The sequence below is a fragment of the Arthrobacter sp. P1_B11 genome (assembly GCF_056406715.1).
In genome coordinates this window covers 76,200-101,968 of the sequence record NZ_JBFTZQ010000006.1, presented here as the reverse complement: position 1 = coordinate 101,968, position 25,769 = coordinate 76,200, and the positions used below count along the sequence as shown (strand labels likewise).

The 25,769-nt window shown below is 65.9% G+C and carries 26 protein-coding genes; 3 read left to right on the top strand and 23 right to left on the bottom strand.

The window, feature by feature from the left end; all coding sequences use genetic code 11:
• Positions 1-26 precede the first annotated feature (26 nt).
• From AC1D14_RS06865 to AC1D14_RS06835, 7 genes are all read right to left on the bottom strand, one after another.
• A complete protein-coding gene (locus tag AC1D14_RS06865) occupies positions 27-938 on the bottom strand; it encodes an SseB family protein (protein WP_230117592.1) in 912 nt (303 codons plus the stop codon).
• 9 nt (positions 939-947) lie between these two features.
• Positions 948-1,694 (bottom strand): bifunctional 1-(5-phosphoribosyl)-5-((5-phosphoribosylamino)methylideneamino)imidazole-4-carboxamide isomerase/phosphoribosylanthranilate isomerase PriA, encoded by a 747-nt coding sequence (gene priA / locus AC1D14_RS06860; protein WP_230117591.1) that lies wholly within the window; start codon positions 1,692-1,694, stop codon positions 948-950.
• 95 nt (positions 1,695-1,789) lie between these two features.
• Positions 1,790-1,948 carry a hypothetical protein gene (locus AC1D14_RS06855; protein ID WP_230117590.1) on the bottom strand — a complete coding sequence of 53 codons (159 nt, stop codon included), beginning with the start codon at positions 1,946-1,948 and terminating at the stop codon, positions 1,790-1,792.
• Positions 1,949-2,725 (bottom strand): imidazole glycerol phosphate synthase subunit HisH, encoded by a 777-nt coding sequence (gene hisH / locus AC1D14_RS06850; protein ID WP_230117589.1) that lies wholly within the window; start codon positions 2,723-2,725, stop codon positions 1,949-1,951. It lies immediately after the preceding gene.
• On the bottom strand, positions 2,722-3,348 hold the full coding sequence (gene hisB / locus AC1D14_RS06845; RefSeq protein ID WP_230117588.1) for an imidazoleglycerol-phosphate dehydratase HisB: 627 nt from the start codon (positions 3,346-3,348) through the stop codon (positions 2,722-2,724). The genes hisH and hisB overlap by 4 nt, the downstream gene beginning before the upstream one ends.
• Positions 3,349-3,406: 58 nt before the next feature.
• Positions 3,407-4,525: a histidinol-phosphate transaminase gene (locus tag AC1D14_RS06840; protein ID WP_230117587.1), complete on the bottom strand. Its 1,119-nt coding sequence runs from the start codon at positions 4,523-4,525 to the stop codon at positions 3,407-3,409.
• A gap of 68 nt (positions 4,526-4,593) precedes the next feature.
• Positions 4,594-4,923 (bottom strand): LysM peptidoglycan-binding domain-containing protein, encoded by a 330-nt coding sequence (locus tag AC1D14_RS06835; RefSeq protein ID WP_476880989.1) that lies wholly within the window; start codon positions 4,921-4,923, stop codon positions 4,594-4,596.
• 384 nt (positions 4,924-5,307) lie between these two features.
• Here AC1D14_RS06835 and lexA point away from each other — a divergent pair, with 384 nt between their 5' ends.
• Complete coding sequence (lexA, locus tag AC1D14_RS06830; RefSeq protein ID WP_476880875.1) at positions 5,308-6,057, top strand: transcriptional repressor LexA; 750 nt, start codon at positions 5,308-5,310, stop codon at positions 6,055-6,057.
• Between the two features lie 50 nt (positions 6,058-6,107).
• On the opposite strand, the gene AC1D14_RS06825 is transcribed toward lexA, so the two are convergent.
• Together AC1D14_RS06825 and hflX are read right to left on the bottom strand one after the other, a co-directional pair.
• Positions 6,108-8,165, bottom strand: coding sequence for an ATP-dependent DNA helicase (locus AC1D14_RS06825; RefSeq protein WP_476880876.1), 2,058 nt, complete (start codon positions 8,163-8,165; stop codon positions 6,108-6,110).
• Positions 8,158-9,735 (bottom strand): GTPase HflX, encoded by a 1,578-nt coding sequence (gene hflX / locus AC1D14_RS06820; protein WP_230117583.1) that lies wholly within the window; start codon positions 9,733-9,735, stop codon positions 8,158-8,160. The genes AC1D14_RS06825 and hflX overlap by 8 nt, the downstream gene beginning before the upstream one ends.
• Positions 9,736-10,121: 386 nt before the next feature.
• Between hflX and AC1D14_RS06815 the strand changes: the two genes are divergently transcribed.
• Positions 10,122-10,736: a class I SAM-dependent methyltransferase gene (locus AC1D14_RS06815; protein WP_230117582.1), complete on the top strand. Its 615-nt coding sequence runs from the start codon at positions 10,122-10,124 to the stop codon at positions 10,734-10,736.
• Here the strand turns inward: AC1D14_RS06815 and dapF are convergent.
• The 6 genes from dapF to AC1D14_RS06785 form a co-directional block, all read right to left on the bottom strand.
• Complete coding sequence (gene dapF / locus AC1D14_RS06810; RefSeq protein ID WP_476968220.1) at positions 10,717-11,661, bottom strand: diaminopimelate epimerase; 945 nt, start codon at positions 11,659-11,661, stop codon at positions 10,717-10,719. The genes AC1D14_RS06815 and dapF overlap by 20 nt on opposite strands.
• Before the next feature lie 120 nt (positions 11,662-11,781).
• Positions 11,782-12,660, bottom strand: coding sequence for a tRNA (adenosine(37)-N6)-dimethylallyltransferase MiaA (gene miaA / locus AC1D14_RS06805; RefSeq protein ID WP_476880990.1), 879 nt, complete (start codon positions 12,658-12,660; stop codon positions 11,782-11,784).
• An 82-nt stretch (positions 12,661-12,742) separates the two neighbouring features.
• The gene (miaB, locus tag AC1D14_RS06800) at positions 12,743-14,287 is read right to left on the bottom strand and encodes a tRNA (N6-isopentenyl adenosine(37)-C2)-methylthiotransferase MiaB (protein ID WP_476880878.1); all 1,545 of its coding nucleotides are present in this window, start codon (positions 14,285-14,287) and stop codon (positions 12,743-12,745) included.
• A 22-nt stretch (positions 14,288-14,309) separates the two neighbouring features.
• Positions 14,310-14,780 carry a regulatory protein RecX gene (locus AC1D14_RS06795; protein ID WP_476968219.1) on the bottom strand — a complete coding sequence of 157 codons (471 nt, stop codon included), beginning with the start codon at positions 14,778-14,780 and terminating at the stop codon, positions 14,310-14,312.
• Between the two features lie 124 nt (positions 14,781-14,904).
• Positions 14,905-15,954: a recombinase RecA gene (gene recA, locus AC1D14_RS06790; RefSeq protein WP_230117578.1), complete on the bottom strand. Its 1,050-nt coding sequence runs from the start codon at positions 15,952-15,954 to the stop codon at positions 14,905-14,907.
• 208 nt (positions 15,955-16,162) lie between these two features.
• Complete coding sequence (locus AC1D14_RS06785) at positions 16,163-16,387, bottom strand: DUF3046 domain-containing protein (RefSeq protein WP_230117577.1); 225 nt, start codon at positions 16,385-16,387, stop codon at positions 16,163-16,165.
• Positions 16,388-16,429: 42 nt separating this feature from the next.
• On the opposite strand from AC1D14_RS06785, the gene AC1D14_RS06780 reads away from it, so the two are divergent.
• Complete coding sequence (locus tag AC1D14_RS06780) at positions 16,430-16,939, top strand: MarR family winged helix-turn-helix transcriptional regulator (RefSeq protein ID WP_230117576.1); 510 nt, start codon at positions 16,430-16,432, stop codon at positions 16,937-16,939.
• A gap of 104 nt (positions 16,940-17,043) precedes the next feature.
• Here AC1D14_RS06780 and AC1D14_RS06775 read toward each other — a convergent pair whose 3' ends face one another.
• From AC1D14_RS06775 to AC1D14_RS06740, 8 genes are all read right to left on the bottom strand, one after another.
• A complete protein-coding gene (locus AC1D14_RS06775) occupies positions 17,044-17,496 on the bottom strand; it encodes a helix-turn-helix domain-containing protein (RefSeq protein ID WP_230117575.1) in 453 nt (150 codons plus the stop codon).
• A gap of 138 nt (positions 17,497-17,634) precedes the next feature.
• On the bottom strand, positions 17,635-18,129 hold the full coding sequence (locus AC1D14_RS06770) for a CinA family protein (protein WP_476968218.1): 495 nt from the start codon (positions 18,127-18,129) through the stop codon (positions 17,635-17,637).
• Positions 18,130-18,131: 2 nt separating this feature from the next.
• A complete protein-coding gene (gene pgsA / locus AC1D14_RS06765; RefSeq protein ID WP_230117573.1) occupies positions 18,132-18,815 on the bottom strand; it encodes a CDP-diacylglycerol--glycerol-3-phosphate 3-phosphatidyltransferase in 684 nt (227 codons plus the stop codon).
• A 24-nt stretch (positions 18,816-18,839) separates the two neighbouring features.
• Complete coding sequence (locus AC1D14_RS06760; RefSeq protein WP_476968217.1) at positions 18,840-21,755, bottom strand: FtsK/SpoIIIE family DNA translocase; 2,916 nt, start codon at positions 21,753-21,755, stop codon at positions 18,840-18,842.
• A gap of 93 nt (positions 21,756-21,848) precedes the next feature.
• The gene (locus AC1D14_RS06755; protein WP_230117571.1) at positions 21,849-23,540 is read right to left on the bottom strand and encodes a ribonuclease J; all 1,692 of its coding nucleotides are present in this window, start codon (positions 23,538-23,540) and stop codon (positions 21,849-21,851) included.
• Positions 23,541-23,582: 42 nt separating this feature from the next.
• Positions 23,583-24,491 carry a 4-hydroxy-tetrahydrodipicolinate synthase gene (gene dapA, locus AC1D14_RS06750; protein ID WP_476968216.1) on the bottom strand — a complete coding sequence of 303 codons (909 nt, stop codon included), beginning with the start codon at positions 24,489-24,491 and terminating at the stop codon, positions 23,583-23,585.
• 29 nt (positions 24,492-24,520) lie between these two features.
• Complete coding sequence (locus AC1D14_RS06745) at positions 24,521-25,348, bottom strand: carbon-nitrogen hydrolase family protein (RefSeq protein ID WP_476968215.1); 828 nt, start codon at positions 25,346-25,348, stop codon at positions 24,521-24,523.
• 9 nt (positions 25,349-25,357) lie between these two features.
• Entirely contained in the window at positions 25,358-25,750 is a 393-nt protein-coding gene (locus AC1D14_RS06740; RefSeq protein WP_476874838.1) for a hypothetical protein, read from the bottom strand.
• Positions 25,751-25,769: the final 19 nt, after the last annotated feature.

The following is a 25,769-nucleotide window of genomic DNA, read 5'->3' as shown; positions in this document are numbered from 1 at the left end:
GGGACGGACCACAGGTGGACCGCCGTTTACTCCGCGGCGCGCCTTAGCTTGACTTCGATCGAGTCAACACGCTCACCAAACAATACATTCCGGCTCCACTCATTCTGGAGCCCTGCAACGAGCGACTGGACGCCGGCCGCATCCAGTCCGCCCGCCAGGTAAAGCACCACTCGCACCTCGGGCCCCGGACCGCCGCCCGAAACGGGGCGGCCGGAGGCAGTCGACGTTGCCACGCCGCCCCCGGGAAGAACCTCCAGGCGGCGGACAGCCGGCAAGTCTGCCGCCGCAGAACCCAGCATGTCCGCCAGTTCAGCATCGCGGTACGCGGGAATCCACTTCTGTTGCCGGGCCAGGGACCAGACCGCGGGCCGCCTCACCACGAACGTCACTTCCGAGCCCGGGTCCACGACCAGCAGCTCCGCGCCCTCGGCCACGGCCGACAGCGCTGCCCTCGCTGCGTAGACCGCGACGGGCCTCGCCTCGGGGTGCCATGCCGCCAGCGCTGCCGACGAGCTGAATACCGGCATGGCAAGCCGCCCGTCCGGCGCCTTCAGCGTCACGAGTGCCATGTCCGCCTGTTTGTCGGCGTGCAGCCCGCCCACGCCTTCGGCCTCTTCCGCCAGCTGGGCCACGACCGGAACGAAAACGCGTGCGGTCGCCAGCGATGCAACAACGGCTGCTTCGTCGGCTTCACCGCTGAGCAGCCGATCAACTGCGGCGAGATAGCCACTGTCCGGCGAGCCGTCGTCGTCCTCAAAGTTGTGGATGGCGGCGTTTTCGCCGGCGAGGCTCCGCCCGGCCCAGGGCTGGCCGGCCGAATCGGTGGCACCGCCGGCGCCTGCAAGCGCAGCTTCGATGTGTCCCGGAAGCCGGCGGGGCTGCGGCTGGTCCGCCCCCGATCCGCCCGTCCCTCCGGAAGTCAGCCCGTGCCCGGCCATGGCGGCAGCCTAGCGCCGGCCGGCGACGTCGAGGGCCTCCGGCAGGGTGAAGGCCCCTGCGTAGAGGGCCTTGCCGACGATTGCGCCCTCGACGCCCAGCGGCACGAGGGATCGCAGGACCTTCAGGTCATCCAGGCTGGAGATACCGCCGGAAGCCACCACGGGCTTGCCCGTCTTCTCCACCATCTGCCGCAGCAGCTCAACATTGGGGCCCTGCAGGGTGCCGTCCTTGGTCACGTCGGTGACAACGTAACGGGCACAGCCGGCTTCCTCTAGACGGCCCAGCACGTCCCAGAGGTCCCCGCCTTCCTTAGTCCAGCCGCGGCCGGAAAGCGTGGTCCCCCGGACGTCGAGCCCGACGGCGATCCGGTCTCCGAAGCGCTCGATGGCCCGCGCGGTCCAGTCGGGATTCTCCAGGGCTGCGGTACCGAGGTTAACCCGGGCCACTCCCAGGTCCAGGGCCTTTTCCAGCGACTCGTCGTCGCGCAGGCCGCCGGAGAGTTCCACCTTGATATCAAGCCGGCCCACCACTTCGCGCAGGAGTTCGGCGTTGGACCCGCGGCCGAACGCAGCGTCCAAGTCCACGAGATGCACCCATTCGGCGCCCTGCTGCTGCCAGTTGAGGGCTGCTTCCAGCGGCGTGCCGTAGCTTGTCTCGCTGCCGGCCTCGCCCTGGACCAGGCGCACAGCCTGGCCGTTCACGACGTCCACTGCAGGAAGCAGTTCCAGTGCCGGCAGATCGGTTTGGCTGATCATTTCGGGTCCTCAGTTCTCGTGTAGCGCAGTTTCCGGAAAGGCGCGGTTTTAGGCAGCGCCTGGGGAGTTTTGGTAGGTGCGGCAAGCACCTGGTTTCAGGCCCCTGGCAAAGTGAGCAGGTAGGCGGCCAGCAGCGACATTCCTGCCAGCACGTAGAACCCGACCTGCGTCCAGAGCGGCTTCGTCTGCTGCCTGAAGGACAGCGCGCCGCCGACCAGGAGGCCGGCAAGGCCCATCAGGACGATGGACCACATCTAGGCGTCCGCCGCAGGCGCCGCGTCCACTGCCGCACTTGCCTCCGCTGTCGCGGTGCGGCCGTGCGGGCCGCGGAGGCCGTTCACCCAGTTCCGGAGGAGCCGGGCGCCGGCGTCCCCCGATTTTTCCGGGTGGAACTGGGTGGCGCAGAGCGGCCCGTTTTCCACGGCGGCGATGAAGGGTCCGCCGTGCTCGGACCAGGTGACGAGGGGTGCGGCCATACGCGGCTGGACAACGTCGAATTCCCAGTTCTGCACGCCGTAGGAGTGCACGAAATAAAAGCGTTCATTTTCCACGCCCTCGAAGAGCCTGGAGCCTTCCGGGACCTTGACGGTGTTCCATCCCATGTGCGGAACGACGTCCGCCGGAAGGAGTTCCACCTTGCCGGGCCACTCCCCCATGCCTTCAGCTTCGGTCCCGTGTTCCACTCCGGCTTCGAACAGCACCTGAAGTCCCACGCAGATGCCGAGGACGGGCCTGCCGCCGGCTACGCGGCGTCCGATCATCCTGATGGCGTCCACGGATTTCAGTTCGCGCATCACAGTTTCAAAGGCGCCGACCCCCGGAACGAGCAGTCCGTCGGCATTGAGGACGTCCTCCGGCTTGGAACTCAGGATGACTTCGGCGCCCGCACGCTCCAGCGCACGGACGGCGGAGCGAACATTGCCCGAACCGTAGTCGAGCACTGTCACGGTGGGTTTACCCTCCGGCGAGGGGGGCTTGACGGTGGCCGAGGGGTCGATGATCGCACCTTCCCGCAACAGTTTGCCGGTCACAGGGCTCCCTTGGTGGACGGAATGCCTTCGACGCGGGGGTCGGGTTCTACGGCAGCGCGCAGCGCACGGGCGAAGGCCTTGAACTGGGCTTCGACGATGTGGTGCGGGTCGCGGCCGGCAATGACGTTCATGTGCAGGCAGATGCCGGCGTGCAGTGTGATGGCCTCGAACACGTGGCGCGTCAGCGAACCGGTGAAGTGGCCGCCGATCAGGTGATACTCCTGGCCCGCGGGTTCCCCGCCATGGACCAGGTAAGGCCGGCCGGAGACATCGACGACGGCGTGGGCAAGCGCTTCGTCCAGCGGCACGGTGGCTTCCCCGAAGCGGCGGATACCGGCCTTGTTGCCGAGAGCGGTCCGTAGCACTTCGCCGAAAGTGATGGCCACATCCTCAACTGTGTGGTGCACATCGATGTGGATGTCGCCGCTTGCCTTCACAGTCATGTCAATGAGGGAGTGCTTGCACAGCGCAGTCAGCATGTGGTCGTAGAACGGGACCGACGTGCTGATGTCCGACACGCCGGTGCCGTCGAGGTTGATCTCCACCAGAACGGAAGATTCGCTGGTGGCACGCTCGAGACGTGCGGTCCGGGCCCCGGCAGCCTTGATTCCGGTGTCACTCATAGTGATAGATGTCCTTTGACGAAGGAGGGTGCAGACATTGCTGGGTCTTCCCTCAAGTTTAGGCCGGAAGAGCAGCCTGCCCGGCCAGGATGTTCTCCAGTGCCTCGAGGAAGGCTGTGGTTTCGGTCTCAGTGCCGGCAGTGACCCGCAAATGACCGGGGATGCCGACGTCCCTGACCAGCACGCCGGAGTCCAGCAATGCTTGCCAGACCTCGTGCGGGTTGTCGAGGCCCCCGAAGAACACGTAGTTGGAGTCCGATGCGGCAGGCCGCAGGCCCATCCTGATGAGTTCGGCGACAATCCGGTCGCGCTGCTGCTTGATGTCCTCGACGTCGGCCATCAGTGCCTCCCGGTGGTGGAGGGCCGCCAGGGCCGTGGCCTGCGTGATGGCGGACAGGTGGTACGGCAGGCGAACAAGGCGCAGCGCGTCCGTTACCTCAGGTGCCGCTGCCATGTATCCGAGCCGGGCGCCCGCAAGGGCAAACGCCTTGCTCATGGTCCGGGAGACGATGAGACGTTCGCGTCCCGGCAGCAAGGAGAGGGCGCTGGGTGTGCCGTCGTGGGCGAACTCGTGGTAGGCCTCATCGACGATCACGACGGTCTGGCTGGCTTCGCCAGCCTCGTAAACGGCTTCCACGACATCCAGGCCCAGGCCAGTTCCGGTGGGGTTATTGGGCGAGCAGAGGAAGACGACGTTCGGCTGCAGCTCGCGGACTTGGCGGGCGGCGGACTCGGCGCTCAAGCCATAGTCGTCCGCGCGCTGGCCGACGATATATTCGGTGTCCGTTCCGCTGGCCAGCAGTGGGTACATGGAGTACGTGGGCGGGAAACCCAGAGCCTTGCGGCCGGGGCCTCCGAATGCCTGGAGAATCTGCTGGAGGACTTCGTTGGAGCCATTGGCTGCCCAGATGTTTTCGGCGCCGAGTCCGTGGCCGAGGTACTCCGCCAGCGCTTCCCTGAGTCCGGTGAATTCGCGGTCAGGGTACCGGTTGAGGCCTGCTGCCGCCTCTGTCACAGCCTCGGCAATTGCCGCCCTGACATCGGCGGGGACCCCATGGGTGTTCTCGTTGACGTTGAGCAGGATGGGTACGTCCAGCTGCGGCGCTCCGTAGGGAGTCAGCCCCCGCAGATTAGTCCGCAGGGGCAGTCGGTTCAGTCGCTCAAGCTGGTCACTCACTTGGACAGTTTAAGTGCCGGAGGCGGCGACCGGGAAACTGTGACGGATCAGGCCCGGCGAATCAGCCCTTACTTGGACGGTACAAACAGCTGCTGCCCCGGCATGACCTTGCCGTTTTCGAGGTCGTTCAGCTGGACGATGTCCGCGATGACATCGCGCGGATCCCTGGTGGGGTCGACTGTCCCGGCGATAGCCCACAGTGATTCCCCCGGCTGCACAGTCACAGAAACCGTCTCCGTCACGGACAGTCCGCTGGCGGTATCGGCGGCCTTGGCCGGCGAGTTCAGCAAACCGGTGAGCGACAGGAGCAGTGCCGCCAGGAGAACCAGGGGCAATCCGATGAGGACGATCCGGCCCCGGCGAGTAAGCCGAAGCCGCGGCGGCCTGCCCGGCTGCATGCCGAAAGCACCCTGCGCACCCTGCCGACGTGAATGGTTGACTGCTGTTGAAGCTGACATGAACTGAGCCCTCCTGGACCACTCTGTGCTGCCCGGTGTGCCCGGTCCGCCCGGCATCCGCCGGAATATTCGAAGAAACCGGCCCGCTCCGCAGCTGAACTAGAACACATGTTCGAACTTTGCTTCTTCAGTTTTAGCACTTATCAACGAACAAAGTCGAGACTCGCTAGAACAAATGTTTGAAAAAGCCGTGTGGCTGGCCTACGTTTGAAATCAAAGAACAACCACTTCTGCAGTTGATCAGCAGGGTCTGACATTTTCAGGCCGGAAGTTCCCGGCAACTGCAGCCACGGAGGCCGGGTGGAACGAAAGGCGTTGGCGAACATGGCAGCACAAGCCTCCGACGGCAAGGCTACCCAGCGCAGCCAGCGGTCTCAGCGGACACCCAAAGGACTGACCATCCGCCAGAAAAGGATCCTGGAAACCATCCAGCGGTCGGTCAACGACAACGGGTACCCACCCTCCATGAGGGAAATCGGCGACACCGTTGGCCTGGCCAGCCTGTCCAGCGTCACCCACCAGCTCTCACAGTTGGAGAAGCTCGGCTACCTGCGGCGTGATCCCAAACGCCCCCGGGCCATGGAAGTCCTCATGCCCCTCACCCTGGACGCCGGCTTGTCCAAGGCCTCCGGTGCCGAAGGTGACGCCAAGCCGCACAGCGCGCGAAGCGCGTCAGTCACCGAGCTGCCCAGCGCAACAGACACGGCCATGGTGCCGCTGGTCGGCCGCATCGCGGCCGGCGGCCCCATCTTCGCCGACCAAGTGGTTGAGGAACTCATGCCCCTGCCACGCCAGCTCGTTGGCCACGGCGAACTGTTCATGCTCAAGGTTGCGGGCGACTCCATGGTGGACGCTGCGATCTGTGACGGCGACTGGGTAGTTGTCAGGCGGCAGAGTGACGCCGTCAACGGCGACATCGTGGCGGCGCTGCTCGACGACGAAGCAACCGTTAAGACCTTCCGGCAGCGGGACGGCCACACTTGGCTGCTGCCGCAGAACACCCAGTACGAGCCCATCCTTGGGGACCACGCCGTGGTCATGGGCAAAGTGGTGTCGGTGCTGCGTTCGCTCTAGGACTTCGTGCGTTCACTCTAGGTCGTCGTGCGTTCGCTGAAGGCCGCTCCTTAGGACCGCGCTCCCGCTAGCCTCTCCAGCGCCGCCACGGCGATCTTCCGGTCCGTCGTGGGCCAGAAGGGCGGGAGTGCGGCGCGCAGGAACCCTCCATAGCGCTCCGTCGACAGCCGCGAATCCAGCACTGCCACTACGCCCTTGTCATCGGTGGACCGGATCAGGCGCCCGGCACCCTGGGCCAGCCTGATGGCCGCATGGGTAGCTGATACGGACATGAATCCGTTGCCGCCGGCCTGTGCCACTGCCCGTGAGCGTGCCGTCATGAGCGGGTCGTCGGGCCGGGGGAACGGAATCCTGTCGATCACCACAAGCCTGCATGAACCGCCGGGAACATCCACGCCCTGCCACAGCGACATGGTGCCAAACAGGCACGTGTCCGGTTCGTCGGCGAACTGCTTTACCAGCGCGGTCATCGTCGAGTCGCCTTGGCAAAGAACGCTCACATCCAGGCGCGGACGCAGTGCCTCGGCCGCTTCCTCGGCAGCACGCCGGGAGGAGAACAGGCACAGCGCTCCCCCAGCGGAGGCGCGGATGAGCGATTCCAGTTCGTCGAGTGCTTCAGGCGACATACCCCTGCCCGGCTTGGGCAAGTGGCCCGCCACATAGAGGATGCCCTGCTTGGGATAATCGAAGGGAGAACCGACGTCGATGCCGGTCCAGCTCGGCGCACCCTCCCCCACGAGGCCGAGTCCGCCGGCAGCGGGTTCGAACGCGGAGCCGATGGCAAGCGTGGCCGACGTCAGAACTACTGTGTGGCCTGCGAACAGGCCTTCCCTGAGCTTTCCGGCGACGCTCAGTGGGGCAATGTTGATCAGGGCAGGCTGGGTGTCATCCGGTGCCGAATAGCCCTGCTGCGGATCAAACGTGCTGTTCCGCGAGAACCACACCACTTCGCGGTTGTCGCGCGCCGTGAGCAGGCGCTCGCAGAGCTCGAGAATCACGAGGAGGCGGGACCGCGCGAGCTGCCGCCCGCCGTCGGCCGTGGTGTTGCTGTCCCCCTTGGAATCGGACAGCGCCGCCCGGCACGCTTCCCGGAGCTGGTCCACGCAGTCGAGCTGTTCGTCGTTGAGCCCGTTGGGGACCAGCCCGCTGGGGACCCCGGCGATGGCGAGCTCCAGGTTGGCCGCGGCGTTGTTCAGCGCATCCACCGTGATCCCGGAGTGCTTGCGGGCACCGGAGGCGGCCGCGTGCACCATGGCAACGGACAGTTGTCCCGAGACCGCGCCGGTGACACGGTCCTGGAGCTCGTGCGCTTCGTCCACCACCACGACGTCGTATTCGGGCAGCACAGCCAGCCCTTCAAAGGCGCTGACGGCGAGCATCGCGTGGTTGGTCACTACGACGTCGGCCTCGGCCGCGTTGTGCCGCGCGAGTTCACTGAAGCACTCCGCCGCGAGCGGGCACTTCTGCGCGCCCAGGCATTCCATGGAGGTGACCGAGACCTGGCGCCAGGCGCGGTCCGTCACGCCCGGGAGGAGTTCGTCGCGGTCGCCGGTGGCCGTCTTTTCTGCCCATTCCCGGAGCCGGACCACTTCCTTGCCCAGCTGCGACGACGGACCGCCCATGGCGGCGGCAAAGTGCGGGACGCTGGTGTCCTCGCCCAGGGAGAAGAGCTGGCCTTCGGAAGGCTCCTCCGAGGGGAAACCACCTTCCAGTTTGTGCCGGCACACATAGTTGGCGCGGCCCTTGACGAGTGCCACCTTGACCGGCCGGTCCAGCGCCGGAGTGATGGTCTTCAGCAGCCGGGGCAGGTCCCTGCCTACGATCTGGGTCTGCAGCGCAAGGGTGGCGGTGGACACCAGGGTGGGCTTCTCGCTCTCCAGCGAGTGGGCGATGAGCGGAATCAGGTACGCCAGCGACTTACCCGTTCCGGTGCCCGCCTGGACCAGCAGGTGGTCGCCGGTGTCGATCGCCCGCGCCACCTGCCGCGCCATCTCGTGCTGGCCGCTGCGGCTTTGTCCGCCCATACCGGCCACGGCGCGGTCGAGGAGTTCGATCACGAACTCCTCGCCGGCTGTGGCTTCGGCGCCGTCCGGTTCCTGGTCAGTCATTGCTGATGAAGGATTCCAGTTCAGCCGCGAGGCCTTCCCGGACCATGACCACGGCGCGTGTGCCGCCTTCTTCATGATTCAGGCTCAGGATCTCCGCATCGGAGTCGTGGAGTTTACTGATCAAATCACCTCGGTGGTACGGGACCAGCAGCTCCAGCTTAACGTTTGGCCGCGGAATGGCGTCACTGATGGCCTTCAGCAGCTCCGGGATGCCCTGGCCCGTGCGGGCGGAAACGACCACATGGCGCGGTTCGCGCTGCTTCAGCCTTTCCACGACGAACGGGTCGGCTGCGTCGGCCTTGTTCAGCACGATGATCTCGGGCACCTTGCGGGCGTCCACTTCGGCGAACACCGAGCGCACCGCAGCAATCTGCCCCTCCGGATCGGGGTGGGACACGTCCACAACGTGCAGGATCAGGTCCGCGTCCGCCACTTCCTCCAGGGTGGATCGGAAAGCCTCCACGAGCTGGGTGGGAAGGGACCGAACGAAGCCGACGGTGTCGGCCAGGGTGTAACCCAGGCCATCCGAGGTCTCGGCCTTGCGGACCGTGGGGTCCAGGGTGGCGAACAGGGCATTCTCCACCAGGACTCCGGCGTCGGTGAGCCGGTTCAGCAAGGACGACTTGCCGGCGTTGGTGTATCCGGCAATGGCGACAGACGGCACTGCATTACGACGGCGGTTGGCCCGCTTGGTCTCGCGGGCCGGCTTCATCGCGGAGATTTCGCGGCGCAGCTTGGCCATCCGTGTGCGGATTCGCCGCCGGTCCAGTTCAATCTTGGTTTCGCCCGGACCGCGGGAGCCCATGCCGGCGCCTGCGCCGCCCACCTGGCCACCGGCCTGGCGGGACATGGATTCACCCCAGCCACGGAGGCGCGGGAGCAGGTATTCGAGCTGGGCCAGCTCCACCTGGGCCTTGCCTTCGCGGCTCTTGGCATGCTGGGCGAAGATATCGAGGATGAGTGCGGTGCGGTCAATCACCTTGACCTTGACGATGTCCTCGAGTCCACGGCGCTGGGACGGCGCCAGTTCCGCATCCACCACCACGGTATCTGCGCCGGTGGACATCACTACGTCCTTGAGTTCCAACGCCTTGCCCGAGCCGAGGAACGTGCCGGGATCCGGCTTGGCGCGTCGCTGGACCAGGCCGTCCAGCACCTCGGAACCTGCGGTTTCGGCCAGCGCCGCGAGTTCGCGCAGCGAATTCTCGGCGTCGGCCAACGTGCCTTCGGTCCACAAGCCGGCAAGGACGACGCGCTCAAGGCGCAGCTGCCGGTACTCGACCTCGGTGACGTCTTCCAGTTCGGTGGATAGTCCCGCCGTGCGGCGCAGGGCCCGGCGTTCCTCGAGATCCTGCTGGTCGCCGTCGAAAGTGCTGTGTTCTTCATCAAGCCGCGAGATGGCTTGGGCCTTGCCAAAGACGGCCCTGCTGCCGGCTCCCGAGCCGTCCGCAGCCGCGGCACTTCGTGCCGGGACGTCCTTGGAGAGAATCCGGTCGATGACAGCTTGGATTTCCTCAGGACTCATGTCCTGGGCTGCTGGCTCGGATCCGGAATTTTGCTGACTGGTCATGGTCTCCTTAAAGGGTTCTGCATCTTCAGAATAGTGCTGATTGCTTGCCTTGGGCGCAGAATTCGCGCTGGGCTGACGACTGGAGGGCATCTGAGCTCCTGTGCGGCCGCGGCGGACAAGCCTGGGCCGGCGAGATTGATCTGAGTGAATTGATCTGAGTGAGGGTGCATTCCGTGGTGCGTGCATCGCGGCGTCCGGGCGGAAGGTCGAAACCTGCATCACTCCGGAGACGGTGCTGCGCCCGTGGCGACGGCCTCGAAGGCCGGCAGTTCGGGGCGGACCGCGTCAGGGCCGGCTACTCAAAGATCAAGAACATGCCTTTTAGATTAGCAGACGCGCACCCTCCGGTTTCCCATCCGGCGGGCGGCCCACTAATCTGGCCAGTTATGGAGTCTGCCCACTATTTCAGCGCCTCGCCCGCAGGGCCGTTTACCCGCAAGCAGCTCACGGTGGAACTCGCCGGCGAAACGCGCAAGCTGCAGACCTCCTCCGCCATCTTCAGCCCTGACGGCATCGACAAAGGCACGGCGGTCCTGCTGGCGGACGTTCCTGCCCCGGCCCCGCAGGGAAACCTGCTGGACATTGGCTGCGGCTGGGGGCCGATTGCCCTGACGATGGCCCTCCGGGCGCCGCACGCCAAGGTGTACGCGGTGGACGTCAACGAACGCTGCATCACGCTCACGAACGAGAACGCCGAACTGCTGGGCCTAGGCAACCTCGCCGCCAGCGCGCCGGAGGCCGTTGATCCGGACCTGCGCTTCGACACGATCTGGTCCAACCCGCCGATCCGGATCGGCAAGGATGAACTGCATTCGCTGCTGATGCTGTGGCTGCCCCGGCTGGCACCGGGGGGTTCTGCCTGGCTGGTGGTGCAGAAGAACCTTGGCTCGGATTCGCTTCAGCGCTGGCTGGCGGGGGCGCTCGACGGTTCCTTTACGGTGACCCGCGAGAGCACGTCGAAGTCGTTCCGGATCCTGCGGGTCAGGAAAGCGTCCCGCTAGCGACAATCGTTGCCGGGCCGCTCAGCTCCACGTGTTCGTGCCCGTCTGCCACGGTAAAGAATTTAACCCCGACGACGCCGCCCGGTACTTTCACGTGCCAGGCGTCCGGTGCGCCCTGGCCGGCCCAGTGACGGATGGCCACGGCGGCGGCGCACGCGCCCGTTCCGCACGACTGCGTTTCGCCGACGCCGCGCTCGTGCACGCGCATGGTCACGGTGCCGACCCCGTCGTGGACCAGCGGCTCGGCCGGAACGACGAACTCGACGTTGGTGCCGTGTTCCGGCGTGGGATCAACATGGGGTGCGGTGAAGAGCTTCGTGCCCTCAAGTTCTGACAGCTCGGCCAGGGCGACCACCGTGTGCGGGTTTCCCATGCTGACGGACAGCGCCGGCCGCGGCACTTCGAGTCCGTCGGCGCTGACGAGGGAATCCATGGCGCGGGCCGCTGCCTCGGCCGGAAAGATGAACTCCCACGGCCCCATGTCCACCGCGTAGCCGCCAGCAGTACGGACAATGGTCTTCACGCCGCCGCGGGTGCCGATGGTCAGCGAGCCGCCCGGAGGCAGTTCAGCGAGGCCCTCGGCGAGGAGGAAGTGGACGAAGACCCGGACTCCGTTGCCGCACATCTCGGACAGTGAGCCGTCACCGTTCCGGTAGTCCATGAACCATTCGGCGTCGGGTCTTCCGGTCAACAGCTCGCGGCCCTCGTCAAGCAGCCGGGACGGGACAGCCCGGATGAGTCCGTCGCCGCCGATGCCTCTGTGGCGGTCGCACAGCCCCACAACCTGCCCGGGGGAAATGGAATGCATGCCCTCGGGGTCGGCAATCAGAACGAAGTCGTTGCCCGTCCCATGGCCCTTGGAGAAGCGCAGACCGCTCAGCTGTGAGATGGCGGGCTCAGCGGTTTCTGCAAGGGTTTCATCCATGCGTCAAGGTTACCCGCACGCCGCTGGCGGCCGAAAACCGGCCCCTCCCGCCTCGATGGCATTCCGGACGGGGTGGCCTAACGGACGGGCGCGCCTTCCGGACGGGCGCGCCTTCCGGGGTCAGCGGCAGAACGCCGCGGCCTTGGCGGCCAGGGCGGGGTCCTGCCAGTCCAGCCAAGAGATGCGCGGGTCGGCCCGGAACCAGGTGAGCTGGCGGCGGGCGAACTGCCGGGTGGCCACGATGGTCTCCTCAGCGGCCAGCGCAACGTCCGCTTCGCCGTCGAGCACTTTGAGGAACTGGGCGTAGCCCAGGGCGCGCGGCGCGGTCCGGCCGCGGCGCAGGCCCGCGGCATCCAGCCTTTCAACCTCGGCCAGCAGTCCGCGGTCCACCATGCGGTGGACGCGTTCGGCCAGCCGCCCCCGCAGGACTTCGCGGTCAACCTCAAGGCCGATCTGAACGGTGGGCTGGAAGTACTCACGGTTTGGCATGAATGAACTGAACGGGCGTCCCGTCAGTTCGAAGACCTCCAGCGCCCGGATGATCCGGCGGACGTCCCCGAGCCGGCCGGCGGACACCGGGTCAACATCCCGCAATCGTTCAAGGAGGGGGGCCGTCCCGGCGGCGGCGTGTTCCTGCTCAAGGCGGGCGCGGATGTCAGGGTCGGTGCCCGGGAATTCCAGAACGTCCAGGGCGGCCCGGACGTAGAGCCCGGAACCTCCCACCACTATGGCGCGCCGTCCCCGCCGGTGGATGCCGGCGACGGCCGCCCTTGCCTGCTGCTGGAAGTCCGACACGGACGCTTCCTCGGTGACGTCCAGGATGTCCAGCAGGTGGTGCGGCACTCCCCTGCGCTCGGCCTCCGTGACCTTGGCCGTCCCAATGTCCATGCCGCGGTAGAACTGCATGGCGTCGGCGTTAATGACCTCGCCACCGAGTTCCAGGGCGAGTTCGACGGCGAGGTCGGATTTTCCAGAACCTGTCGGCCCGACCACGGCGATGACGGGAGGCTGTCCTTCTGGGCCCTTGGCTCCGGAGGTTGAGGCTTGGGAAGTGACTGTTCCGGGACTGGCGGCCACAGGGCTAGCGGCCGCGGACCGGAAGGGACGGCATGCCGAGCGAGACGCCGGATTTACCTCCCGCGGCGGCCGGCGCCGGTGCACCACAGGAGTCGGCCTGCGACCTGTCCCATGCGTCACCGGCGCGCGAGCGGCGCAGGGTGTAGTCTCCTGAGTTTTCCGGGTCGGCAACCAGGTGGAAGGCTGCAGCTTCGGTGATGGTGACCGTGACCAGATCGCCCGGCCTGGGCGCCTGGGCGCCCGCCGGTACGGAGAAGTGGACGAGCCGCTGGTCCTGGGACCGGCCGGACAACCGGTGGGTTTCCTCGGCCTTGCGGCCGGACTGGGCGGTTACCATGACCTCGACGCGGCGTCCGAGCTGCTTGGCGTTCTCCTCTGCGGCGATGCGGTCCTGGAGTGCCGTGAGCCGTTCGAAGCGTTCCTGCACGACGGCTTTGGGCAGCTGGTCCGGAAGGTCAGCCGCCGGCGTGCCGGGCCGCTTGGAGTACTGGAACGTGAAGGCGGTGGCGAAGCGCGACGTTTCGACGACGTCCAGGGTTGCCTGGAAATCTTCCTCGGTCTCCCCCGGGAAGCCGACGATGATGTCGGTGGAAATWGCGGCGTGCGGGATCTTCTCCCGGACCTTATCCAGGATTCCGAGGAATTTCGCGGAACGGTAGGACCGCTTCATGTCCTTGAGGACCTTGTCCGAACCAGACTGCAGGGGCATGTGCAGCTGGGGCATGACGTTCGGCGTCTCCGCCATGGCGTCGATGACGTCGTCGGTGAAGGCCGCCGGGTGGGGACTCGTGAAGCGCACCCGTTCCAGGCCCGGAATGTCACCGCAGGCGCGGAGCAGCTTGGAGAAGGCCTGGCGGTCGCCGAACTCCACGCCGTACGAGTTCACGTTCTGGCCGAGAAGGGTCACTTCGATGGCGCCGTCATCCACGAGCGCCTGAACCTCGGCGAGGATGTCTCCGGGCCTGCGGTCCTTCTCCTTGCCCCGCAGCGCCGGCACGATGCAGAAGGTACAGGTGTTGTTGCAGCCCACCGAGATGGATACCCAGCCGGAATACACGGAATCGCGCTTGGTGGGAAGCGTGGACGGAAAGACGTCCAGCGACTCAAGAATCTCCAGCTGGGCTTCGTTGTTGTGCCGCGCGCGGTCCAAGAGTGCAGGCAGGGCACCTACGTTGTGCGTTCCGAAGACCGCGTCCACCCACGGCGCCTTCTTCAGGATGGTCTCGCGGTCCTTCTGCGCCAGGCAGCCACCCACGGCTATCTGCATCCCCGGGTTGGCTTCCTTGACCGGCGCCAGCATTCCCAGGTTGCCGTACAGCTTGTTGTCTGCGTTTTCCCGTACGGCGCAGGTGTTGAACACCACGACGTCGGCCTGGCCGCCGTCAGCGGGAACGTAGCCTGCCGCCTCAAGCATCCCGGCCATCCGTTCGGAATCGTGCACGTTCATTTGGCAGCCGAATGTGCGTACCTGGTAGGTGCGGGGCGCGGCGGACGCGTCAGCTGCTGCGGGGACGGTGCCGGATGCGGGGGAAGGGTAGGTCAGACTCACCCGTTAAGCGTACCGGCTGTGCCTAGCTCCCCGACGCGGCGTCGAGCACTTCGCCTACGATCCGGAAGGCCTGCGAGGGCTGGTACCCCTTGCGGGCCAGCATGGACGCCAGGCGCCGCATGGTTTTGTCGCGCTCGGCGCGGTCCGACAGGTCGGTGCCGGGCCGGAGCTTGCGCTCCACCATATGCCGGGCGGCGGCTTCCTCGTTGTCGTCACTGAGCTGCTCCAGAGCCGAGGCAGCCGTGTCCGGATCAATGCCCTTGTCCGCCAGCTCACGGCGCAAGGCACCCTTGGCCAGCTTGCGGGACTGAGCGCGGCTCCGCACCCACATATCGGCGAACTCTGCATCGTCGACGAGTTTGACTTCTTCAAAGCGGTCGAGGACTGCTGCCGCAACATCCCCGGGCACATTGCGTTCGGCCAGCTTGCGCTCCAACTGGACCCTGCTCTTGGGCGAACTGGTCAGCTGCCGCAGCACAATCGCTCGAGCCACCGACGCCGGATCGGGCTCCCTGTCCTCCGGCGGCCCGGACGCCGGACCGGACAGTGGACCCGCAGGACCGGAAAGTGGTGTTGAGGCCGGCTCGGCGGGGCCTGACCGGCCCCGCCGCCTGCTGTTAGAAACCGTCAACGGCCTTCAGCTTCGGTGAGGCCTCGGCATCCGCCGGCTTCACTCCGACCCCGAGCTTTTCCTTGATGAGCCGCTCCAATTCCGCAGCCAGTTCAGGGTTGTCGCGGAGGAAGCGCCGGGAATTCTCCATGCCCTGGCCGAGCTGGTCGCCGTCGTAGGTGAACCATGAGCCCGACTTCTTGATGATGCCGTGCTCCACGCCCATGTCGATGATGCCGCCCTCGCGGGAGATGCCCTGTCCATAGATGATGTCGAATTCGGCGATCTTGAACGGCGGGGCCATCTTGTTCTTGACGATCTTCGCCTTGGTACGGTTGCCGACCGAATCCGCGCCTTCCTTCAGGGTCTGGATGCGGCGGACGTCGATGCGGATGGACGCGTAGAACTTCAGCGCCTTACCACCGGTGGTGGTTTCGGGTGAGCCGAAGAACACACCGATCTTTTCGCGGAGCTGGTTGATGAAGATGGCGGTGGTCTTGGTCTGGCTCAGCCGACCAGTGATTTTTCGCAGGGCCTGGCTCATGAGGCGGGCCTGCAGGCCGACGTGGCTGTCACCCATGTCGCCTTCAATTTCCGCCCGGGGCACCAGCGCCGCCACGGAGTCGATGACGATGACGTCGAGGGAGCCGGAGCCGATGAGCATATCCATGATTTCAAGCGCCTGCTCGCCGGTGTCCGGCTGGGAGACCAGCAGGGCATCCGTGTCCACGCCGAGCTTGGCGGCATATTCAGGATCCAGGGCGTGCTCGGCGTCAATGAAGGCCGCAATGCCGCCCAGCCGCTGGGCGTTTGCCACGGCGTGCAGGGCGACGGTGGTCTTACCGGAGGACTCCGGACCGTAGATTTCCACCACACGGCCACGCGGCAGCCCGCCAATTCCCAAGGCCACGTCCAAGGCGATGGACCCCGTCGGGATGACCTCGATGGGGGCGCGGACTTCATCGCCCAGCCGCATGACGGAGCCTTTTCCGAACTGTTTGTCTATCTGGGCAAGCGCTGCTTCAAGCGCCTTTGCACGATCCGGGGCTGCCGCCATGGTTCACACCTCTAATGCTTTCTCGCTGTGGAGTGGGCCTGCGCGGCCCCTTTTCTCTGTCATCACTGACGCTAGCGCCGCCCTCTGACATTGTTGCCGGGCGGCACTGCGTATGTGGATAACCCGCTGAAAAAAGCATAGTCCTACCCGAACAGATATTCGAACAATCGGTCGGCGTGTCAGGAGTCTGCCAGCGGGCGGGGCGGATTTAGTTGCGGCTGGGCTTGACGTCCCTGCCGAGCCGCCGCTCCGCCGGCACGTCCTGGACGTCGCAGACTGCGAGCCAGACATCGCGGGGGCTGACGCCGGCGGCCAACGCTTGGTCCGCAGTCCGTCCCCCCACACCCGCGAGGACCAGCGAACTGCTGAGCACGCGGGAGTAGCCAGCGCCGAATTCATCGTCCATGAGCCGCCAAAAATCACTAATCCGCACGACATAGAGTCTCTCACGCCCGCGGACTCTAGAATGGTTGCCATGAGCAACCCCGTTGACGTCCCCGGAGTGTCCGCCCCCTTCGAGGACACCATGGATACCGCACTGAAGTCAGTGGAGCATCAGATCAGCATCTTCTGGCGGCGCGCCCGCTCCGTCTCGCAGCAGCTTTCACGTCAGGTTCACCCGGACATGGAGCCTGCGGCCTACGGCCTGCTCACCATGATCCGCCAGACGGGACCCATCCGGCTGACCGAACTGGCCTCCTGCATCGGCGTGGGCAAACCGTCGGTGAGCCGGCAGATTGCCTTCCTGGAAAGTATCGGCCTGGTACTCAAGGAAGCGGACCCGCTGGACGGTCGCGCGCAGACGATCCGGCTCACGCCCAAGGGCGAAGAGAAAATGCACCAGGTACAGGACGCCAGGCGGGAAGTGTTCCGCGAGCGGCTGGGCGAATGGCCGGTGGCGGATCTTGAGGCCCTCGCCACCTATATGGCCAAGCTCAACGCAACTTATGAACGTGACGGGTTTCCCAAAGACGGCGCCCTCTAAGGACGGCGCCCTTTAGGAGACGACAAAAGGCCTCCGGCTTGTGCCGAAGGCCTTCATCTTGGATCTGTAATGCCTTGGGTTCTGTAGGTCCGGGTTGCGTTAGGCTACCGTGCGCCGGACAGCAGGCCCTTGGCCAGTTCGTTGTTGAGTTCAGTGCTGAGATCGCGCTCAAGATCCCGGCCGTAACGCTGGGAAAATTCCTGCGGAACGGTGTCCGGTACGGCTACGCCTTCGGCCACTGCCACGCGGTCGCTGACCTCACGGAGCATGATGGACAACGGAACATCCAGGGCTGAGCAGATCGAGGACAGCAGCTCCGAGGAGGCTTCCTTCTGCCCGCGCTCCACTTCACTGAGGTAGCCCAGGGAAACTCGGGCGCTGTGCGAGACTTCGCGGAGGGTACGCCCTTGACGCTGGCGGACGTCGCGCAGAACATCACCAATTTCGTGACGAAGTACTACCATCTTGCGCTCCTTCTGTTCGCTCTTGGCCTGATCGGCGAGGCCCACATCCTTCCAGCGGACAACGCCGTTCACGGATACGGGCTGCTTTACCATCTGTATCGCCTTGCTCCCTCATGAGTCCGGTTCGCTGTGACGCGAACCGTAGTTGGTCTTTTCATCCTAGGCGCCTCCGTATTGTGGAAGCGACACAAAGTAACAACTATTCGGTAATGCTTTTTGTTCCCGGCAACCTTACTCCCGGTAGCCTATCGACGCGAGGGCCTCCTGTAGCCGCTCCAGCGCCGCCTCACACGCCAGGGCCCTGATCTCCGCCCGGGTGCCTTCAAAGCTGTAGGGATACGACGAGGAGCCCTGCGCTGTGGCGACGCCGACGTACACCGTACCCACCGGCTTGCCGTCGTGCTCGTCCGGCCCTGCCACGCCCGTGGTGGACACGGCCAGGTCTGCGCCGCAGGCGCTCCGCGCACCCTCGGCCATGGCCGCCGCCACTTCGCCGTCAACCGAGCCAACGGCGTCGAGCAGTTCCTGCGACACGTGGAGAACATCCCGTTTGACGGTATTGCTGTAGGAAACGACGCCGCCACGCAGCATGGCCGACGCACCCGGCGTGTCCGCCAGCATTGCCGTGACCATGCCGGCAGTCAGTGATTCGGCGGTGGCCACGGTGACGCCGCGCCGGACGGCCGCGGCAACAGCCTCCCCGGCGATTCGGTGAAGGTTGGACATGCCTATCCCTCCTGTGCTTCCGGCTTGTGGTTTTCCGATTTCTGGTGCCCGTCCGCTGGGAGTTCCCCGGCCCTGCGCAGCAGGCCCTGGGCGCGGACCTTCATTGCTTCAATGACGTATTCGACGCCGGTCCACACCGTGATGAGCACCGCCACGAGCATGACGGCGAGGGCCACCCAGACCAGCCATGGCGCAATGGCTGACAGCGGGAGCAGGTAGAGGAAAATCGCGGCGGTCTGCACGACGGTCTTGAGCTTTCCGCCACGGGAGGCTGGGATCACGCCATAGCGGATGACGAAGAACCGCAGCGCCGTGATCCCCCACTCGCGGACGAGGATGACCAGTGTGATCCACCAGGGCAGCTCGTTCAGGACCGATAGCATGACCAGGGCGGAACCGATCAGCAGCTTGTCGGCAATGGGATCGGCTATTTTTCCGAAATCGGTAACCAGTCCCCGGCTCCGGGCGATGTCGCCATCGAGCTTGTCCGTGTAGATGGCGACGGCGAAGGCCGCCACCGCAGCCCAGCGCCACGGTCCGGATTCGCTCCGCAGGCCGGGAGCATCAGCGACGAGGAACCACACAAAGAACGGCACCAGCACGATGCGGAGCATGGTGAGGATGTTCGGAAGATTCCAGATTCCGGAGCTGCTGGAGCCGGCCGCGGTCGCTTCGGTGCTAGTCACTCTCCTAGGCTACCGTCTTCTCAGCTACCGTCCGGTGAGGGACCAGGCGTCTTCGGAACCGTCCTCGTCGTCGCCGGAGCTGGCGTCGGCGCCGTCGTAGTACTCAACGTTCTGGGTGCGGTTGTCCAGATCAGCCGCCACGAGGTCCTCGGCATAGCCGCCCTGGGCGATGTTGGCATTGGCGTTGTCACTCAGGGCCGCGGTCTGTGAATCAGGAGCAGCCGGGGATTCCTGGCCCTTCATGGCGGCCAGCACCGTGGCGAGGTCATCGGGCTTGACCAGCACGTCGCGGGCCTTGGATCCCTCGGAGGGGCCCACCACTCCCCTGGACTCAAGCAGGTCCATGAGGCGGCCGGCCTTCGCGAAGCCCACACGCAGCTTGCGCTGCAGCATCGATGTTGAGCCGAACTGCGTGGTGACCACCAGCTCGGTGGCCTGCAGCAGCACGTCGAGGTCGTCTCCGATGTCGTCGTCGATCTGCTTCTTCGGCGCTTCGGCGGCGACGTCGTCGCGGTACACGGCCTTGAGCTGGCCCTTGACGTGCTCCACGACCTGGTGGATCTCGGACTCCGTGACCCAGGCGCCCTGAACACGCATCGCCTTGGAGGCGCCCATGGGCAGGAAGAGGGCGTCGCCCTGGCCGATCAGCTTCTCCGCTCCTGGCTGGTCAAGGACCACGCGGGAGTCGGTCACTGAGGACGTCGCGAAGGCCATGCGGGAAGGCACGTTGGCCTTGATCAGGCCTGTGACGACGTCCACGGAAGGCCGCTGCGTGGCCAGGACCAGGTGGATGCCGGCCGCACGGGCCAGCTGGGTGATCCTGACGATGGAGTCTTCGACGTCGCGCGGGGCCACCATCATGAGGTCGGCGAGTTCGTCGACGATCACCAGCAGGTAGGGGTAGGGGCGGATGACGCGTTTGGAATCCACCGGCGGGTGGACCTTGCCGGCCCGGACGGCCTTGTTGAAGTCGTCGATGTGCTTGAAGCCGTAGTTGGCGAGGTCGTCGTAGCGCGCGTCCATCTCGCGGACCACCCACTGCAGGGCTTCGGCGGCTTTCTTGGGGTTGGTGATGATGGGCGTGATCAGGTGCGGGACGCCCTCGTAGGCCGTGAGTTCCACGCGCTTGGGGTCCACCATGACCATGCGGACCTCATCGGGCGTGGCCCGCATCAGGATTGACGTGATCATCGAGTTCACGAAGGAGGACTTGCCGGCGCCGGTGGCGCCGGCAACGAGCAGGTGGGGCATTTTGGCGAGGTTCGCCACCACGTAGCCGCCCTCGACGTCCTTGCCGACGCCCATCACCATGGGGTGGTCGGTGCGGCGGGCGTTCTGGCTGCGGAGGACGTCGCCGAGGGAGACCGTCTCGCGGTCCGTGTTGGGGATCTCGATGCCGATGGCTGACTTGCCGGGGATGGGGCTCAGGATGCGGACGTCAGAGCTGGCCACCGCGTAGGAGATGTTCTTGGACAGGGCGGTCACCCGCTCCACCTTGGTGCCCGCGGACAGTTCTATCTCGTACCGGGTGACGGTGGGGCCGCGGCTGAAGCCAGTTACCTGCGCGTCCACGTTGAACTGGTTCAGCGTGTCCGTCAGAGAGGCCACGATGGCGTCATTGGCTTCGGTGCGCTCCTTGGGAATGGAACCGGGAGTCAGCACGTCCGACGACGGCAGCGTATAGGTGACGTCGCCAGCCAGCGACAGCTGCTCCGTGCGCTGCGGGATGGGTGTGGGCAGCGGCGCGGGTGCCACCGGCTTCGACGGAACCTGCGCGGCTGCCGCGGCAGCCGGAGCGGCGTTCAACGAACCTGCCGCCACCATCCCCGGCGTTACCAGCGGGATGGCCTCGGTGGCATTGTCTTCGGCGGCGCCCGCCGTAGTTTCCCGGTTCGAGGCCCCGAGGCCTTGGGCAGCCTTGATCTTCTCGACGGCGATCTCCGCCTGGGTGGGGCGGCGGACGCCGGGCGCCACCGCTGAGGAACCCTTGCCGGAAGACGCAGGCGGGGCGTCGTCGTCAATGACGGCATGCTCAAAGGCCTCGTCCCCGACGTAGCCTTCCAGGCGGGCGTCGGAGTCCTGGTCTTTGCCGAAGAGCCGCTTGCGCTTCTTCTTCGGCGCTGCCGGAGCGCTGTTTTCGTAAAGATAGCTGCGGTCGTGGCTATCGCCGTCGTCGTCCTGAAGGTCGATGCCCATCAGGTGCTCATAGGCCCCCCGCAGCCGGCGCGGGATCGCGCCGAACGGCGTGGCCGTGACGATGAGCACGGAAACAAAGGCCAGCAGCCCGTAGAGTGCCAGCGGAACGGCAGCGTGAATGGCCGCCAGCGGGGACGCCGCGAGGAATCCCAGCATGCCGCCCGCCCGGCGGAGGCCGTCGAAGCCCTCGCTGACGGTGGGCTGGCCGCCGATGATGTGGGCGAGCCCGCAGCCCGCGCAGGTCATGATGAGGAAACCGATCCCCACCCGGTTGTTTCCGCGGCCGTCGGCCGGCTGGCGGAACAGCCGAAACGCGCAGACGAACAGCATGAGCGGCAGCACCAGGGACATCCAGCCGAAGGTGCCGTTGACGACGGCGTAGACCGCATCCGGGAACCAGCCCCGGAGGCCCCACCAGGCGAAGGTGGCGATGAAGACCGCCAGCGCAAGGTTGAACAGGGCGGCACCGTCACGCCGCTCTTCCGGTGCGAGGTCGCTGACGTCATGGCCGATCCGGCGCACTCCCCCGCCCACGAGGTGCCCGATGCCCTGCCAGGCGCCGCCGGCCACGCGCAGCAGCCACGGCTGGTGCGGTTCGACGGCGGCCAGCTGGCGCGTGCGGGCGGTTCCGCCGGACGCTCCGGCCCGGCTGGATTTTGATGCCGGAGAACCGGCGCGGCCTGCGGACGTGCCTGTCTTAGCGCTCGGAGTACGTTTTGGCGCGGGGGAAGTACGTGTGGCCATATGTGCCACGGTACTCCAACCCAGGCCGGATTCCGCGGATTTCCGGGCCTTGGGGGCTGTGTTCACCCGCTCCCAAGGCCCGGCGGCGCCCGTTTAGGCCTCCAGGACCACCGGAATGATCATGGGCTTGCGGCGGAGCTTGCGGTTTACCCAGGTGCCGACCACACGCCGGACAACCTGCTGCAACTGGTGCGTGGTGTGGTCCGTCCGGTTGAGCACGGCTTCCTCAAGCGCGGCATTGATCCTGGGGATAATGTCGTCGAAAACCGAGTCGTCTTCGGCGACGCCGCGGGCGTGGATCTCCGGGCCCGAAACCACTTTGCCGGTGGCGCGGTTGATGACCGTGATGATGGAGATGAAACCTTCATCCCCCAGAACGCGGCGGTCCTTGAGATCGGCGTCGGTGATTTCGCCCACGCTTGAACCGTCCACGTAGACGAAGCCGACCTCAACCTGGCCCACCACGTCAGCCTGGTGGTCCCGGAGATCGATCACCGTGCCGTTGTCCGCGAGCAGGATGCTCGCGTCGGGCACACCCGACTCCTCGGCAATTTTTCCGTTGGCGATCAGGTGGCGCGTCTCCCCGTGGACGGGCATCGCGTTGAGCGGCTCGAGGATGTTGTAGCAGTACAGCAGCTCGCCGGCCGCGGCATGGCCCGAGACGTGGACCTTGGCGTTTCCCTTGTGGATGACGTCCGCGCCCAATTTGAGCAGACCGTTGATGATGCGGAAAACCGCGTTCTCGTTGCCCGGAATGAGGCTTGACGCCAGAATGACGGTGTCGCCTTCGCCCACCACCACCGGGTGGTCACCATTGGCCATGCGGGACAGCGCGGCCATCGGCTCACCCTGGGAACCGGTGGACATCAGCACCACGCGGTTGTCGGGGAGGTTGCCGATGTTCTTGACGTCAACGAGGATGCCGTCCGGCACGTCCAGGTAGTCAAGCTTCGCGGCGATGGCCATGTTGCGGACCATGGAGCGGCCCACAAAAGCAACTTTACGGTTGTGCTTCGCCGCGGCGTCCAAAACCTGCTGGACGCGGTGGACGTGCGACGAGAAGGAGGCCACGATGATGCGCTTGCTGGCCTGCCCGAAGAGCCGGTCCAGTGTGGGTCCGATTTCCTTTTCAGCGGTGGTAAATCCGGGGACATCCGCGTTCGTGGAGTCGGACATGAACAGGTCCACGCCCTCTTCGCCGAGGCGGGCGAAGTGGCGGAGGTCGGTGATCCGGCCATCCAGCGGCAGCTGGTCCATTTTGAAGTCGCCGGTGTGCAGGACGGTGCCGCCTGCGGTGCGGAGGAAGACCGCCAGGGCATCCGGAATCGAGTGGTTGACGGCCACGAACTCACATTCGAACGGGCCGAACTTCTCCACTTGTCCTTCTACCACCGTGAGCGTGTACGGCTTGATCCGGTGTTCCTGCAGCTTGGCCTCGATGAGGGCAAGCGTCAGCTGYGATCCGACCAGCGGGATGTCGCTGCGGAGCCTGAGCAGGTACGGAACGGCACCAATATGGTCCTCGTGACCATGGGTCAGCACCACGGCAACGATGTCGTCAAGCCGGTTTTCGATGTACGAGAAATCGGGCAGGATCAGGTCCACGCCGGGCTGCGTTTCCTCAGGGAACAGGACGCCGCAGTCCACGATCAGCAATTTGCCGTCGATTTCGAAGACGGCCATGTTGCGGCCGATCTCGCCCAACCCGCCGAGCGGAACGATCCGCAGGGTTCCTTGGGGAAGTCGGGGAGGCGTGACAAGGCCGGGTAGCGCTACTTGGGTCATAATGCACTTCTTTCCAGGCGGAAGAGTGCCGGTCTCAGTCCGTCAGGAAAAGACCAGCCCTCCCTCCGCCAAGTCCTCGCGGATGATTTCGATCTCGGCTTCGTCCGGCTCCACGAGGGGCAAACGGACAATCGAGTTGGGCAGGACTCCCTGCCATTTAAGAATTTGCTTGGCCGCAACGGCTCCCTGGACACGGGTCATCGTTGCGCGCACCACGGGCTGCAGCTCGAAGTTGATCTTGCGGGCCGTTCCGAGGTCGTTCGCATTGACGGCGTCGATAAGGTCCCGGAAGCGGCGGGTAGCAACGTGGGTTGTGACACCCACCAGTCCTACGGCGCCCAGGGCCATCCAAGGAAGGGTCAGTCCGTCGTCCCCGGAGTAGAAGAGAAGGTCGGTCTCTGCCATGACGCGTGTGGCCGCAGTGAAGTCTGCCTTGGCATCCTTGACGGCGACGATATTCGGGTGCTGGGCAAGACGGATCATGGTGTCGGGCTCGATCGGAATGGAGGAGCGGCCCGGAATGTCGTACAGCATGACGGGGACATCTGTTGACGACGCGATGGTCTCGAAGTGTGCGCGGACGCCGGCCTGGCTGGGCTTGTTGTAGTAGGGCGTGACGAGCAGGAGGCCATCGACGCCGAGGGCGGCCGCCTGCTGGGAAAGATGCACGGAGTGCGCCGTGTCGTTGGTCCCGGTGCCGGCGATAATGGCGGCCCGCCCCCCGACAGCGTCCTTGACAGCGCGGAACATTCCGAGGTTTTCCTCGTCCGTGAGGGTAGAGGTCTCACCTGTGGTTCCGGTAACCACCAGGCCATCGCAGCCGTCGTCCACGAGCTTGATGGCCAACTCCGCCGCCTGCCCGTAATCCACTTGGCCATCCTTGGTGAAGGGCGTGACCATCGCGGTCAGGAGGGTACCAAGAGCAGGAATGTTCGCGGAAGTGTCAGCCATGGGAAAAACGTTACCCTGTCACCTGCACGTTAGGACAATGGCCGGCACGTGATGATGGTCAAACACCTGGCTGCCGTCAAATTGCGGCGCCGGCTCGTCACATGGCGGGATGCCGGTACCGATCGAGGGCACCCCGGCGCAGAACCGCCGTGACAACTTCCGTTCCGCTCCCCGCCGCGTGCTTCATGACCAGGCCGTCCGGGCCCCAGAAACCGCTCAGGCCGCAGGACGGTCCCAGCGGCGTGTGGCCGCCAAGGTTTGCAAGGACCGTGTACATGCGGTTGTCCATGGCCCGCGCTCCCAGATGCAGCCCCAGCCGGTGCCCTTCGCCCTTGGGTGTACAGCGCAGATACGGCGTAAACGTCCGCGCCGCCCTCGGCCGCGGCACCCGAGTGGCCGGGGTGGGCTGCGTCGAAGCAGACGGCCAGGGCTATTTTCCAGCCGTCCACAGTCAGGATGGCGGGACCCGGACCGGCGGTGAACAGCGCCTCCTCACCGCCGTGGAGGTGGGTCTTGAAGGCTGCCTCTTCAGATCCGTTCGGATGGACGGCCAGGGATACGAGCCTCGGTGTCCCGTCCGCTGTCCGCAGCGCCGCACCCACGACGGCGGTCACTCCGGTTCGGCGGCAGATCTCCCGGACCGCGCTGAGGCGCGCGTCGCCCGGCACCAGCCACTCGTCCGCGTTCCGGAACAACGGCAGGTTGTACCCGGTCAGGGACAGTTCGGGGAAGATGACGAGCCGGGCGCCGTGGGAATCGGCGTCCTCGATGAGGCGGACGTGTTCGGGTATGTTGGCCCCGATCCCGCCCGCGACGGCCTCGTATTGGATGGCGGCTACAGTCAGCGCTCCGGTCACGGCTCCATCCTAGGCGGGACCGTTCCCCGCACAGTAGCGGCCCACAGCCGTCTCCCGCAGCGACTCTGCCCAGGACGCCAGCCGCTGGGCGGCGCGAACGTAGTGGAACAGCTCCGTGGGCGTCAGCGCCTCAACGTCGGTCTCCGACAGGCGGCGGGCCAGCTCCGCGCCGGGGGCCTGGGCTGAGAGGGGGATCCCCTCACGCCCCCATTGCACGTCTTCGGCGGGCTCGCCTGCGACGAGCCGCCGGAAGAGGTAGTCCACCACTCCCGGGCTCATCGCTTTCAGCGGTCCGTCATTGCCGCGCCTCGGTGCGGCGCGGTGAACGGAGCTGCTGTCCCCCGCCTGCTGTCCCGGCTGATGACGCGATGGGTTGACCTGGTGCCCGGATGAGTTGATCATGCGGAAATACTATTCGAAC

Coding starts and splice junctions, on each gene's coding strand:
- AC1D14_RS06865 (WP_230117592.1), bottom strand. CDS start 938: ATGGCCGGGCACGGGCTGACTTCCGGAGGGACGGGCGGATCGGGGGCG.
- AC1D14_RS06760 (WP_476968217.1), bottom strand. CDS start 21,755: ATGGCCACACGTACTTCCCCCGCGCCAAAACGTACTCCGAGCGCTAAG.
- hisB (WP_230117588.1), bottom strand. CDS start 3,348: ATGAGTGACACCGGAATCAAGGCTGCCGGGGCCCGGACCGCACGTCTC.
- priA (WP_230117591.1), bottom strand. CDS start 1,694: ATGATCAGCCAAACCGATCTGCCGGCACTGGAACTGCTTCCTGCAGTG.
- dapA (WP_476968216.1), bottom strand. CDS start 24,491: ATGGCTGACACTTCCGCGAACATTCCTGCTCTTGGTACCCTCCTGACC.
- AC1D14_RS06815 (WP_230117582.1), top strand. CDS start 10,122: ATGGAGTCTGCCCACTATTTCAGCGCCTCGCCCGCAGGGCCGTTTACC.
- AC1D14_RS06770 (WP_476968218.1), bottom strand. CDS start 18,129: ATGTCCAACCTTCACCGAATCGCCGGGGAGGCTGTTGCCGCGGCCGTC.
- AC1D14_RS06780 (WP_230117576.1), top strand. CDS start 16,430: ATGAGCAACCCCGTTGACGTCCCCGGAGTGTCCGCCCCCTTCGAGGAC.
- lexA (WP_476880875.1), top strand. CDS start 5,308: ATGGCAGCACAAGCCTCCGACGGCAAGGCTACCCAGCGCAGCCAGCGG.
- hflX (WP_230117583.1), bottom strand. CDS start 9,735: ATGACCAGTCAGCAAAATTCCGGATCCGAGCCAGCAGCCCAGGACATG.
- recA (WP_230117578.1), bottom strand. CDS start 15,954: ATGGCGGCAGCCCCGGATCGTGCAAAGGCGCTTGAAGCAGCGCTTGCC.
- AC1D14_RS06775 (WP_230117575.1), bottom strand. CDS start 17,496: ATGGTAAAGCAGCCCGTATCCGTGAACGGCGTTGTCCGCTGGAAGGAT.
- dapF (WP_476968220.1), bottom strand. CDS start 11,661: ATGGATGAAACCCTTGCAGAAACCGCTGAGCCCGCCATCTCACAGCTG.
- AC1D14_RS06825 (WP_476880876.1), bottom strand. CDS start 8,165: ATGACTGACCAGGAACCGGACGGCGCCGAAGCCACAGCCGGCGAGGAG.
- AC1D14_RS06740 (WP_476874838.1), bottom strand. CDS start 25,750: ATGATCAACTCATCCGGGCACCAGGTCAACCCATCGCGTCATCAGCCG.
- AC1D14_RS06835 (WP_476880989.1), bottom strand. CDS start 4,923: ATGCAGCCGGGCAGGCCGCCGCGGCTTCGGCTTACTCGCCGGGGCCGG.
- AC1D14_RS06855 (WP_230117590.1), bottom strand. CDS start 1,948: ATGTGGTCCATCGTCCTGATGGGCCTTGCCGGCCTCCTGGTCGGCGGC.